Origin of the sequence: Paraburkholderia sp. GAS42 (assembly GCF_050436565.1) — a bacterium.
Taxonomy (GTDB): Bacteria; Pseudomonadota; Gammaproteobacteria; order Burkholderiales; family Burkholderiaceae; genus Paraburkholderia.
This window is the reverse complement of record NZ_JBNDML010000049.1, coordinates 1-11,975: the sequence shown is the minus strand read 5'-3', so window position 1 is coordinate 11,975 and position 11,975 is coordinate 1. Positions and strand designations below refer to the sequence as shown.

General features: G+C 60.4%; 14 protein-coding genes and 1 pseudogene. 9 read left to right on the top strand and 6 right to left on the bottom strand.

Going from position 1 to position 11,975, the window contains the following annotated elements; all coding sequences use genetic code 11:
• Nucleotides 1-279: hypothetical protein (locus P3T16_RS34360; RefSeq protein WP_429345610.1), on the top strand; the 279-nt coding region annotated here is incomplete at its 5' end.
• 81 nt (nt 280-360) lie between these two features.
• Here P3T16_RS34360 and P3T16_RS34355 read toward each other — a convergent pair.
• Nucleotides 361-564 carry a hypothetical protein gene (locus tag P3T16_RS34355; RefSeq protein WP_429345609.1) on the bottom strand — a complete coding sequence of 68 codons (204 nt, stop codon included), beginning with the start codon at nt 562-564 and terminating at the stop codon, nt 361-363.
• 544 nt (nt 565-1,108) lie between these two features.
• The gene (locus P3T16_RS34350; RefSeq protein ID WP_429345608.1) at nt 1,109-2,131 is read right to left on the bottom strand and encodes a LysR family transcriptional regulator; all 1,023 of its coding nucleotides are present in this window, start codon (nt 2,129-2,131) and stop codon (nt 1,109-1,111) included.
• A 22-nt stretch (nt 2,132-2,153) separates the two neighbouring features.
• Here P3T16_RS34350 and P3T16_RS34345 point away from each other — a divergent pair, with 22 nt between their 5' ends.
• The 3 genes from P3T16_RS34345 to P3T16_RS34335 all read left to right on the top strand — a co-directional run bounded on the left by P3T16_RS34345 (nt 2,154) and on the right by P3T16_RS34335 (nt 3,644).
• Nucleotides 2,154-2,864, top strand: a complete 711-nt coding sequence (locus P3T16_RS34345; RefSeq protein WP_429345607.1) for an SDR family NAD(P)-dependent oxidoreductase — start codon at nt 2,154-2,156, stop codon at nt 2,862-2,864.
• A gap of 140 nt (nt 2,865-3,004) precedes the next feature.
• Nucleotides 3,005-3,235 carry a hypothetical protein gene (locus tag P3T16_RS34340; protein ID WP_429345606.1) on the top strand — a complete coding sequence of 77 codons (231 nt, stop codon included), beginning with the start codon at nt 3,005-3,007 and terminating at the stop codon, nt 3,233-3,235.
• Nucleotide 3,236: 1 nt separating this feature from the next.
• Entirely contained in the window at nt 3,237-3,644 is a 408-nt protein-coding gene (locus P3T16_RS34335; protein ID WP_429345605.1) for a nuclear transport factor 2 family protein, read from the top strand.
• A 336-nt stretch (nt 3,645-3,980) separates the two neighbouring features.
• Here P3T16_RS34335 and P3T16_RS34330 read toward each other — a convergent pair whose 3' ends face one another.
• Nucleotides 3,981-4,928 (bottom strand): pseudouridine-5'-phosphate glycosidase, encoded by a 948-nt coding sequence (locus tag P3T16_RS34330; RefSeq protein WP_429345604.1) that lies wholly within the window; start codon nt 4,926-4,928, stop codon nt 3,981-3,983.
• 227 nt (nt 4,929-5,155) lie between these two features.
• On the opposite strand from P3T16_RS34330, the gene P3T16_RS34325 reads away from it, so the two are divergent.
• Both P3T16_RS34325 and P3T16_RS34320 read left to right on the top strand, forming a co-directional pair.
• Complete coding sequence (locus P3T16_RS34325; RefSeq protein WP_429345603.1) at nt 5,156-5,953, top strand: alpha/beta hydrolase; 798 nt, start codon at nt 5,156-5,158, stop codon at nt 5,951-5,953.
• Between the two features lie 3 nt (nt 5,954-5,956).
• Complete coding sequence (locus tag P3T16_RS34320; protein WP_429259763.1) at nt 5,957-6,298, top strand: hypothetical protein; 342 nt, start codon at nt 5,957-5,959, stop codon at nt 6,296-6,298.
• Between the two features lie 196 nt (nt 6,299-6,494).
• Here P3T16_RS34320 and P3T16_RS34315 read toward each other — a convergent pair.
• Nucleotides 6,495-6,929: pseudogene (locus P3T16_RS34315) on the bottom strand (IS110 family transposase); the annotation flags it as partial.
• Nucleotides 6,930-7,594: 665 nt separating this feature from the next.
• Nucleotides 7,595-8,401 (bottom strand): alpha/beta hydrolase, encoded by an 807-nt coding sequence (locus tag P3T16_RS34310; protein ID WP_429260975.1) that lies wholly within the window; start codon nt 8,399-8,401, stop codon nt 7,595-7,597.
• 212 nt (nt 8,402-8,613) lie between these two features.
• Here P3T16_RS34310 and P3T16_RS34305 point away from each other — a divergent pair, with 212 nt between their 5' ends.
• From P3T16_RS34305 to P3T16_RS34295, 3 genes are all read left to right on the top strand, one after another.
• A complete protein-coding gene (locus P3T16_RS34305) occupies nt 8,614-9,411 on the top strand; it encodes a DUF4118 domain-containing protein (protein ID WP_429345602.1) in 798 nt (265 codons plus the stop codon).
• A 2-nt stretch (nt 9,412-9,413) separates the two neighbouring features.
• Nucleotides 9,414-10,295, top strand: coding sequence for an alpha/beta hydrolase (locus tag P3T16_RS34300; protein WP_429260977.1), 882 nt, complete (start codon nt 9,414-9,416; stop codon nt 10,293-10,295).
• Nucleotides 10,296-10,360: 65 nt separating this feature from the next.
• Nucleotides 10,361-11,083 carry a MipA/OmpV family protein gene (locus P3T16_RS34295; protein WP_429345611.1) on the top strand — a complete coding sequence of 241 codons (723 nt, stop codon included), beginning with the start codon at nt 10,361-10,363 and terminating at the stop codon, nt 11,081-11,083.
• Between the two features lie 174 nt (nt 11,084-11,257).
• Here the strand turns inward: P3T16_RS34295 and P3T16_RS34290 are convergent, their stop codons facing one another.
• A complete protein-coding gene (locus tag P3T16_RS34290) occupies nt 11,258-11,833 on the bottom strand; it encodes a tyrosine-type recombinase/integrase (protein ID WP_429345601.1) in 576 nt (191 codons plus the stop codon).
• Between the last annotated feature and the right edge of the window lie 142 nt (nt 11,834-11,975).

The following is an 11,975-nucleotide window of genomic DNA, read 5'->3' as shown; positions in this document are numbered from 1 at the left end:
CAGTTCGTCGTCTCCGGCGGCTACGCCGCCTCCGACTCCTCACTACCGGCCAAGATGAATGTCGGTACACCGGACGAAATCATTGTCGCCCCCCAAATGACACCGACGTTCAAGCCTGCTGCCTGGGTGGTGACCGACAGTCCGCAGTATGTGGACCGGCTGCGGCACGGGGTCGGACAGGTTCTTCAACTCGCCGTAGCCGGACGACGCCTGCGTGAGCCACTTCATCGCGTCGATTCGTTCAGTACCGCGCCAATCAGCGGAATGCCCTGGCCTTGATTCGAGTTTGCAATCAAGTGATGTGCGAAGAAATAGCCGCTCGAAAGCGGCCTGCGCCTGCTCTCCGGTTGACCCCGAGCGCTATGCATACGGGTTGCTGTGCACGCAATGGAATTCGTCGATTACGCGCTTCTTTGCGTCCGCAAGCTCCTGCTCCAGGAGCGCCAGAATACGACGTGCCTTCGTCACGTCGACGCCCCGCAACACCGCCGCGTCGATCCGCGCCTTTGCCCTGGCGACTCCGATGGTCAACCCCTCGGCAATCCCCTCTGCTGCTGTTGGCATTTCATACCCGGCATAGTGGTTTGCTGGACCGCACGATTGCGGCCTGCTCAGACATATCCTGGTGCCCCGACTGAACAAGCGCGCCGAGTAGCACCAACGTCGTAGACCGACCCCTTTTCTGCCGCCATGTAAGCGCACGACGACGCTTGTAGGTGGGCGTTGGACAAGGCTAGAGGGAAGGAACCGCGGAGTGGACCGACGCGACGCGAGCTTGAGCAGCTATCGTGATTGAAGAGGTCCCGTGATCGACCGTTCCACAAGATGTTGAAGCGAGCCTGCGTCAGGATGGGCACAGTCGTGCTCCGGGAACGACAATACAACCCCGCGGTTATCTTTGACGAAGCCTCGCCTCGCGGATTCATAAAACCGGCAGAATTCGCGATCGCGTTGCTGAGTGCAGCACCGTCGAGCCCTCCCGCGCTGGACAGAAAAATCGGCGGCATGGCTTGAAACGCAGGGGCGTCGGCGCTATGAACCAAAGCGAAACTTGCTGATATCTCGCGAGCTGGCAAGCAAAGGTCTGGTTTGGCGGCAAAATCCACCGCTAGACCGAGATCGCTTTCAGTTCGTCGGCGAGGTAGGCAACAAGCGCTCGGGCGGCCGGCCGGGCGGCCCGGGCAGCGGGATAAACGGCGTTGACTTCAATTGGCTCGACCGTCCAGTCCGGCAACAAACGGATGAGCTGACCATCGCACAACTCGGCACGGCACCCCCAGGACCCTGTGGCCAGAATCCCAAGGCCGGCAACGGCCGCAGCCGTGGTCGCTTCGTTCAGGGAGATAGTCAGACGTCCTTGTCCACGGACCATGACCCGGCGTCCACCCTTCTCAAAGGTCCATCCTCGCACTCCGGCACCCGGTGGACCCATGACGAAGCTATGATCGGCCAGATCGCCCGGCTCGACCGGCATTCCCGTGTTGGCCAGATAGTCAGGTGAGGCGACCAGTATCCGCGGGCAACGCCCAAGCATCGTTGAGGTGGCATTCGAGTCCTTCAGCGGTCCAAAGCGAAACGCCACATCTACGCCTTCAACGATCAGATCCTGCCGGTCGTCGGCCATTCGCAAGTCAACGTGCAAAGCCGGATGCGCGCTCATAAACCGCCCTATCCGCGGGATGACCTCGCGGACCCCGAAACTGGTCGACAAGGCAACGCGTAGATGGCCTCGCAGCTCCGTGGTTCCTCGCGCAGCGTCGTCTGCTTCATTTAGCGCGGAGAGAATCGCTTCAACGCGGGCGAGGTAATCGGTACCCGCTTCCGTCAGCTTAACGGCTCGCGTGCTTCTCACGAATAGCGCAGCGCCGACTTCCTCCTCAAGCTCCGAAATGCGCCGCGATGCCGACGGCTGGCTTAAGCCCAATTCCCGGCCAGCTTTGGTGAAACTCGATGTGTGGGCAACCCGTACGAACAACTGGAGGGTCGATAGCTTGTCATTCATTCGCGGAGAGAATAACTGAAAGTCATCCAGCCATTCTACCGCTCTCGACGCAAATGAATCAATATTCGATTCAGGCAAGGATGAGGCGATAAACAGAGCCATCGGCTCAATCGGCATCAAGCCAGACATCTACGTTTTTCTGGAGTAAAGCATGAGCACGTCACAAAAGGTTGTCGTCGTTACCGGCGCATCGCAAGGCATTGGTGCCGACGTCGTCAAGGCGTTTCGCAAACTCGACTACCGCATTGTCGCAACCTCACGTTCGATCAAGCCATCGGAAGATCCGAACATCCTGACGATTGCCGGCGATATCGGCGATCCCGCAACCGCTCAACGTGTCCTTTCCGAGGGTGTCGCAAAGTTCGGCCGGATCGACACGCTGGTGAATAACGCCGGCATTTACATTGGCAAGCCTTTCACGGAAAACACCAAGGAAGACTACGCCGCTGTGGTGAATGTGAATATGTCGGGGTTCTACTACATCACGCAACTCGCCATCGCTGAAATGGAAAAGCATTCGAGCGGCCACGTGGTTAGTGTGACCGCGAGCGTCGTGGACCAGGCGATCAGCGGTGTGTATTCGGTACTGGCTGCGCTGACGAAGGGAGGTCTGAACGCCGCCACGAAGTCACTGGCGATTGAGTACGCCAGGAAAGGTATTCGCGTGAATGCCGTTGCGCCGGGAGTCATCAGGACTTCAATGCACCCGTCGGAATATCACGACATGCTCGATGCCCTCCATCCGCTCGGCCGCATGGGCGAGACGAGCGATATCACCGACGCGGTCCTGTACCTTGATTCTGCGCCGTTTGTGACGGGAGAAATCCTGCACGTCGATGGCGGCCAGAGTGCCGGCCGTTAAGCACCAGGACATTCGGGCGCCGGACCAATTCCGGCAATTGCATCAACCGAAAACGGGCGAGCCAGCTAACTTACGGGTGGTGCACTCGGCGGGGTAAGGTCACTCCCAATCGTGAAAGATGTCTTTGAGAAGCGGCCGGAATGAGCGCTTTGCAGCGAATCGCAAGATCCGGATTTTGCGACGTCTACACCATTTCCGTAAGATCGTCGCAAAGCCGAAGCATTATCAAGTGGCTCGAAGGCCTGGCGCACCTGTGCGCGTTAAAGCCGCTCTGCGCGCAGACCCAGTTCGTCGGCCTCGGCGATCGCGAGACTTATGTGTATGAGCTGTTTGCCGCAAGGGAATTCAATAACCTTTATAGAGGTGACTAAAATGGCATCTAGTGACATTCAGGAAATCAAGGCATTAAACGCAAAATACAACTTCTCGCTCGACGAGGGCAACGCTGTTGCATGGGCAAGTTGCTTTACAGCCGACGGAGCCTTCAATGCTGCGATCGGCGGAGCAAAACCAGAAGGCACCGAGCAGTTGAAGGCTTTCGTTCCTACGTGCATCGCAACGTTCGGGACTATGTATCACCTCACAACCAACGAAATTATTTCGGTCGACGGCGAAAATGCTCGTCAAAAGTGCTATCTGCAATTCTTCACGAAAAAAGACGGTACCCTTGACGGCTACATTTGCGTCTATGACGATTGGCTCAAGCGCGAGAACGGCGGCTGGAAGTACAGCCGTCGAGACGTGGCAACAAAAGACAAATTTACTCATCTGAAAGATTGATACAACACTCAACAAGCCAGGCGATTACCCACCAACCCGTCCCTTCGGATGCTTGGCGTGTTGCCGACATATGGAATCCGACCGGCCGCTTCCCGGTGCCAAGCAGTCGCTCCACCGTCCGATAGCCGAGCGCGGCGAACGACGCCTGTTGGGCCAAATCCGGTCCAATGATGAAACGACAAGGCCGCTCGCCGTCGCTCTGACTGTAACTGTCACAAGCTGGCGGTTGCCGCGCGGGACTTGCACACTGGAAAGCGCCGCCTTTGTACGGCGCACGCCAGGAGCGGTCGCTGGAAGCTGACGCGAAGTTTGGTAGAGAACGGACGCCTCCGGTGGCTACGCCGCGCCTGTCCCGCGCTCTGCGTGTGCCAACGCCAGCGCCAGCCTTGCCCCCACCGCGGCATTGTGTTTCACGAGCGCGATGTTTGTCGCCAGGCTGCGTCCGCTCGTCAGCGCCTTGATGCGAGCCAGCAGGAAGGGTGTCACGGCCTTACCGGTAATTCCTTGCGCCGTGGCCTCGGCGAGCGCCTGCTGAGTCAGCGCGTCGATCTCTTCGAACGTCATCGCTGCCGCTTCCGGCACCGGGGTGCTCAACACCACACCGCCCACGAGGCCCAGGTCCCACTTGGTGCGGATGAAGCGTGCCTGCTCCACCGCGTCGTCCAGTCTGAAGTCCGCGCGAAAGCCGCTGTCGCGCGTGTAGAACGCAGCGAAATTGTCTTGCTCGCAACTGAGCACCGGCACGCCGTGCGTTTCCAGGTATTCCAGCGTGAGCCCGATGTCCAGGATGGACTTCGCACCGGCACAGACCACCGCCACCGAGGTCTTCGCCAGTTCCTGCAGGTCGGCCGAGATGTCAAAGGTTTCCGGCGCGCCCCGGTGCACGCCGCCAATGCCTCCGGTGACAAAAACCTCAATGCCGGCCAGGGCGGCACATATCATCGTGCCAGCCACTGTCGTGGCGCCGAGTCCGCCGCCGGCCAGCACGGCCGGCAGGTCGCGGCGGCTGACCTTGTGTACCTGGTCCGAGCGGCCGAGCAGTTCCAGTTCGTCGTTCGAAAGGCCGATGCGGATTCGCCCGCCGATCAGTGCGATAGTCGCGGGCTCGGCCCCCAGGTCACGGATCAAGGCCTCCACTTCGCGCGCAGTGCGGACGTTCTCTGGATAGGGCATGCCGTGAGCAATGATGGTCGATTCCAGCGCCACGAGCGGGCGGCCGGCGGCCTGGGCAGCGGCCACAGGTGCGCTGCAGGTCAACCACGAGTGTGCGAGGTCCGCAACCATGTCGATGTTTTCGGCGGTGTGATTTCGCTTAAGTATGCAGCACAAGGCTGGTCCACGGTTCGCTGTGCAAGCACGGGGCGTCGTTGCCACCTGCCTGTTGCCTTGGAGCCGTCCGTCCCGGCGCCGTCAGCGCGAGGCTCGCGACGACACGCATCGACATAAGCGGCGGCGAATGCACGCTAAACTGGGTGCGCTACGGAAAAGTTCGATGGATCGGGCTCAAGGCGATGAAATTCACCGGGATGACGCTGCGTCTCACCATTGCGTGCCTGATTGTGTTCGCAGGAGTCGCCATCTTGCAGGATCGTTTTATCTACTTCCCTGAGAAGGTTGCAACCGGGGACGTCGTTTCCGGCGGACTTTCCGCCTGGCCGACACCTGAGGCGTTCCTGGGCCTCGTGGCCGAGCCGGCCGGATCTGCGCGCGCCACTGTCATCGTCTTTCATGGCAATGCGGGGCATGTCGGACACCGTTCGTTCTACGCCGCAGTGCTCACCCGGCTCGGGCTGCGCGTGATTCTCGCCGAATATCCAGGCTACGGGCCACGCGACGGTACGCCGGGCGAAGAGAGTCTGGTCGCTGACGCCCAAAAGACCATTGCGCTGGCGCATCGCCTCTATGGCGCGCCGCTGCTGCTCATCGGCGAATCGCTCGGGGCCGGCGTGGTGGCCGCGGCCGGGTCGCGTGAACGCGACAAGACCGCTGGCTTGATGCTCATCACCCCATGGGATCGGCTCGAGCACGTCGCCGCTTACCACTATCCGTGGCTGCCCGTGAAGTGGCTGCTGCGCGACCGATACGACAGCGTGACCCACCTGGCGTCGTTCGGCCGCCCTGTTCTCGTCGTGGTTGCGGAACGCGACAGCATCGTCCCCCCGCGCTTCGGCGAAGCGCTCTACAACGCTCTGGCCGAACCGAGACAACTCATGGTGGTGAAGGCGGCTGAACATAACGACTGGATGGGCCGCGTCGACGAAACCTGGTGGCGGGAGGCGATCGACTTCCTGCTCACGCCTTCGCATTGAAATATGAAATCACGCTCCGTCCCGTCCAGCAGGGAACGCTTCTATGTCCTCGATGCGAAGAACAGGCCCGTCGCGGTGTCCGACCGCAGCGAGTGGTCGCGCTGGATGACAGAGAACGAACTGATCTTTCGTCGCACGCTGCTGGACGAATCCGGTGTGACGGTCACGACCCGCTTCCGCGGTCTGTCCGAACCGAAAACCGGGGAGGCTTCGCTGTTCGTGACGCGCGTCGCCGGAATGGAAGCGCGAGACAACCGGAGCTACGGAGCACGTACGCTCGATGAGGCGCTGGAGCAGCATGAACGCGTCGTGCAGAAAATCCTCCGGATGCTGACCGGGCGGTGATCGCCACAGGGCGACGATTCTCCGCGACCGTAACCATGCGCCGCGCGGACAACATTGCTACCCGCGCGTCCGTCCGAAGGTCGCCACGCCCAAAGAGACTATCTGTCTGATTGAGGACCAGCAGCCTTTCGACCGTGGAATCGGATATGTCAATGGCGCGCTACGCTCGTCCGCACGGCTGCAGCCCGACATAACACTCGCTGAGCAGGCCACGGATCTGATTGACCTGTGCCGTGCGTGCGCTGACGAAGCCTTGGCGTGCCCGATGCAGTGCCAGCACCGCTTGCTGCTCGACGTTCTTGATCGGGACAAATCGCATGTTCGGTCGAGCGACTGCTTCACAGATCGCCTCGGCATCGGCTGCGTCGTTCTTGTTCGTTTTTACGTACGGTTTGACGAATTGCGGCGCCATCAATCGAACGGTGTGTCCCATGCCTTGCAGCTTGCGTGCCCAGTAGTGGGCACCACTGCATGCCTCCATGCCAACGAGTGCCGGCGCCAGATTCGCAAAGAACATCGTCATCTGCTCGCGCTTCACTTGCTTCTTCAGCACGATCTTGCCGTGCCCGCTAACACCGTGAACCTGGAACACGTTCTTTGCCAGATCGAAGCCAATGGTTGTAGCCTTCATGATGGGCGCTCCCGTCTGTGAAGTGGTTGATACGCAACTCCACTTTGGCACGCTGATGCCGTTTCGGGTGGGGGCGTCCATCCCATTGCTTGCGAGCGAAGCCTGGGACCGGAGTCGACCCGTTTCGGTCGCTCGACGACCTTATTTTTCGATGTCCGCTCACCGGCTTGCAGCGGACACGTCAGCCGACTACGCGACGCGCTCGGCGACGGATCCGGGCGCGAAGACAATGAAGCGTCAAGATCAGCTTACCGCTCCCGAGAGAACATCGACCGCTGTCACGCAATGCTGTCTGGACCGTTCAGGTAACCGACCGGCGACTGTTCTCGACCAGACCGACCGCCTTCTCCGTTGCAATCGCAGTATGTTTAAATCCGGCGCACGCTCATCTTGGCGCGGAGAGAGGACCTTATCTCCATTTTGTCATCCGCGTCGGAGCCCGCTTGCGCTTCAGAAATGCTACTGCCGCGGCGGACGGCGATTACGGATATTCCGATATGCCTGGAAAGGTGATTGAGCTTATGCCTTTTGCGCACTGCGGAGGTTGGGACGTGAACGTCGATGCCGACGAGGAAATCAGGGTGATGGAGTGTCACGCCGAACACAACGATGTCAAGTTCAGCGAGAGCCACGCAAGGCCCCTGCTTTTCCGGTCAGGCTTCGCGTCATGCGGCATTAAGCCATTCCAGAATGCGTCCCCAGTCCTGCGGCGTCATGGCGCCGAACCAACCGTCGTGATCGGCGTTGGGCAACAGCATGAGCCGGGCGTGATCGTGTTCGCTCGCGAAACGTCGTGCATGCGTGACCGGAATCAACTCGTCCCGCCGCGCGCCGACGATGACCAGCGGCCCGTCGTAACGCGATACGGCGGCGACCGAATCAAAGCGGTCATGCAGCAGCCACCGCACCGGGAAAATCGGATACTTCTCAGCGGCCACATCGGCCAGCGAATCCCACGGCGTAACAAGCACGACGCCGGCGATCGCCGACTCGTTGCCCTTGACCACTTGCGATGCCATGCCCGCGCCCAGCGATTCGCCCACCAGATAGACCGGCCCCCGCCATTGCGAGAGCACGGCCGACAAGGCGTCACGCGAAGCAACGGCCGCCGCTTTCATGGTGCGCTCGCCTCGCCGCTTGCCGTGCCCTGGATACTCGACAATGACGACGCGATACCCAGCGCGCACGAATACCTGGGCGAGCGGCAACTTGGTCTCCGCCGACTCCTCGTTACCGTGATAGACGACGAACGTGCCGCGGGGTTCGTGCTCCGCCGGCGTGACGACGTAACCTGCATAACCGCCTTGCGCTTTCCACGCGTCAACGTGGTTACCCGAGTCAATGACCGTGCGCAGATCGGCTGTGTCGGGCGTGGATGGAAGCAGCAAGCGGTCCTGCATCAGATACAGCGCCAGCGCAGCGCCCAGATAGGCGGCGACAGCAAAGCATAAGGTATAGGTGAGTAGCCGCATGCTTTGTCTCGCCCGGTGGGCTTTGTTGACCGTGGCGCCAGTATAAGGACAATCGCCGGCTCGATGCGCCATTCGCCATGCTCCGTTTGCCGCCATCACACTAAGGGAATTACCGTCCAACCAAACTTTGCCCGATATAGCGGGTAATGTCACAAAAGTGTCTGGCACAATCACGGGCTTATAGGAAAACGTCACATCGCTGTATAAAACGAATGAAAGTCAAAAACTCTCGACGGTGGGCTTCGCGAGGCCGCAAACGGTGGATCATCGCGGCGGCGGCACTTTTTACCGCCGCCGCCATCCGATTGATACTTCATCCGCTGCTCGGCCCGATCATGCCGGGCACCGCCTTTCTTATCGCCGCCATGCTCGTAGAGTATTACTGCGGCCTCGCGCCCGCACTCAGCGTGATGCTGGCGGGACTCTGTCTTGCGGATTACCTGTTCGTCCCGCCGTACGGACGCATCGACATCATCGATACGTCGGATATCCGTCTGCTGGTCTCGTATACGCTCATCACGATTGTTGTCATCACGCTGGTCGAGCGCTTGAGACGCGCCCAGTATCGCGCCGAACTGCTGGCGTCGGTGGCGCACTCGCGCTATGAAATGCTGCTGCGCGGCGATAACGAACGTCTGCTCGCGCGTCGCGCCACGGATGAAATGCATCGCATGCTGCATCACATCGCGCAGCACAACCGATCGCTCATTCTCATCAAGGCGCTCGATCCGGCAACGAGCGCGCCGCCCGGCAGTTTCGTCGCGGCGGCGGCAACCTCTACGGCTGCCGGAATCATCGACGACGAATCGTTTCTTACGGGTATCGCTTACGGGGCCAGGCATTCGCAAGTGCATCCGGATGATCTCGCGCGTCTGAACAACCGTCTGGTACCTGGCCATCACCGCATGCGTTTTCTATCGAGTGGACACGGTTGGCGCGCAGTCGAATGTGTCTGTGAACGCTTCATTACCCCGTCAGGCGAATTTCTGATTCTTCGGGCGGAGGACTGACCATGGACACCTCTCAATTTCCCGATGCTCAGGGCAACGATCATGCTGTTCTCCTTTTGCACGGCCTGTCGAGTTCCCCGGCGGAATTGCGGTTCCTTTCGCGCGTGCTTGTCGAAGAAGGCTTCGCGACTCACACGCCAGAACTTCGTGGCTACAGCGCCGGCACGGGACATATGCCGATGGAGCAGTGGATCAGCGCAGCCGTCGCCGAATTTGACGCGCTTGCAGCGCGACACCGGCATGTTTCGGTGTGCGGCCTCTCCATGGGCGCGACGCTAGCCGCCGCCGTCGCTCAACAGCGCCCGTCCGCGCGCGCGTTGCTGCTGTTGTCAATCACACTCAGTTACGACGGCTGGGCGATTCCCTGGTATCGATTTCTACTCGGCTACGTCTATTACACCCCATTGCGCTCACGCTACCGTTATCGCGAGCACGAACCCTATGGCCTGCGCAACGAGGCGTTGCGCTCGAAGATTGCACGCGTGATGCAGAGGGACGAAATCAGTGAAGTGGGGCCCGCATCCATTGCGATGCCAGCGCTTCACGAAGCGAGCCGGCTTGCGAACTCGGTACGCAAGAAGCTGACGAGCATTAGCACCGATTGCCTCATCATTCACGCGATCGACGATGAGACGTCCAGCCCGCATAACGCGCGCTACGTCGTGGCGAACGTCGGGGCGTCGTTTCTTCGCACCATCTGGCTCGACGACTCGTACCATATGATCACATCGGACAACGAACGCGAGGTCGTCGCGCGGGAATGCGCGCTCTTCCTGCGCGAAAGCGCCGCGGCGTCGGCGTCCTGCAACAATCCAACGCCAGTCGTATCACGGGCGCTCGCGCGGCGCCTGAGACAGTTGGCCGCCGTGGCGAGGAAAGCATGAGGCTCGACGTCACTTCTATTGGACGCCGGTGCCTGGCGCTCGCAGCGGTAAGCGCGTATTGCACAATGGGCGTCGCACACGCCGATGAACCGCAGGCGGACAGCGATTGGAAAATCTCGGTCGGGCCGGGCATGTATGTATTCCCGAAGTTCCCTGGCTCCTCGCAGCTTCAGGTGCTTCCGTTCCCCGTGCAGGACATTTCATGGAAGGACCGTGTTTTCTCACAGGGTCCAGATGTGCTCGGCGTCAACGTGCTGCATGGAGAGAACTATCATCTCGGTATGTCGGTGAGTTTCGACTTCCAGTCGCGATCGTCGTCCGACGATGCGCGGCTCAAAGGCTTGCCCGATGTGCACTATGGACCGAAGCTGCGGCTCTTCGGCGATTACACGGTGTGGGCGTTCACCGGTGCGGTGGCAGCCTATCAGGACATCGCGGGAACAGGACAAGGTCTGACGGCGACGGCCGATTTATTCGTATCGGCGCCGATCGGTAACTGGCTCATTTCGATGGGTCCGGGCCTCACCTGGGCCAACGCGACCTATACGCAGACCTTGTTCGGCATCACGCCGCAGGAAAGCGCGGCATCGGGTTTGCCGCACTACGATACCGGTTCCGGCTTGCGCGATATTCACTTCAACGTGAATACGACTTACAAAATCAGTCCGCACTGGTCGGCGAGCGTCGAGGCCGTTGTGGGACGCCTCGAGCGTTTCGCCGCAGGCAGTCCGATTACCGAGCGCCGGCTCGACCTCAACGGCATGGCGTCCGTGCTTTATCGCTTCTAGCAACGATAGTCTTTCGCGCGATCTTACCGGCCGGGATAAACCCCGCGCACATACTCCACTGTGGTCCGGGAGGAAACAGCGAACAAATAATCGAACATCATCTGTGCAATGTCCGCTGTGTGCCGCAGAGCGGCTGCATTAACGGCTTCGCAGTATTGTTTCCGAAAAGACCGCTCATGGCCGACTGCTGTCCCACGCAGAGGACCGCAGCCGACCGCGCTGTCTCGCTCCGATCCCGTTGATCAGGCGTCGGAATCGTTCGACGCATCGTGTGCGTGCCGTACGCGGTGTCATCCGGCCCGATCGACGCAACCCAGCGATGCACCAGGTGTGAATACTGACGCGTCGAGAGATGCGGTATTCATGGAGCCGGCTTGGGAAGAGGAAGTCGGGAACCGTCAGCCCAGCCGCCCTGATCCATGCCTCAACGCTGTCCCGCGTCTGCTCAGTAATCTCGAACTGAACCGGCCGCTGCGTTTTCTGCTGCATGATCGTCGCCCGGCTGGCGACCTGCTGCCCGTGGCATACGTCGCAAACCCGCAGCTTCGTCAGATCGCATGCGCGTAGTTTGCTGTCGATGGCAAGATTGAACATCGCGAGATCGCGGACCCGCGCCGAAAGCTGTAAGCGGATGCGAATGGTCCAGATTTCCTTGAGTCTCAATGGCGGCTTCCGCCCGATCAACCTGTCCTTGTTCCAAGGTATCTTGCCGCCGCTACCTTCGTCAGTCGCTTTCATGACGATCTCCATTCAAGTGAAGGGAGAATCAGTCTGCGCCAAGCGTCAGCGGGCGCTGTTCGTTAAGGGTTGTTCGACGCCTGCCCTTGTCTGCTGCACCATGAGGGCACGATGACGCATGCGGGCAGGCGTTGGACAAGCCTCGAGGGAGGAA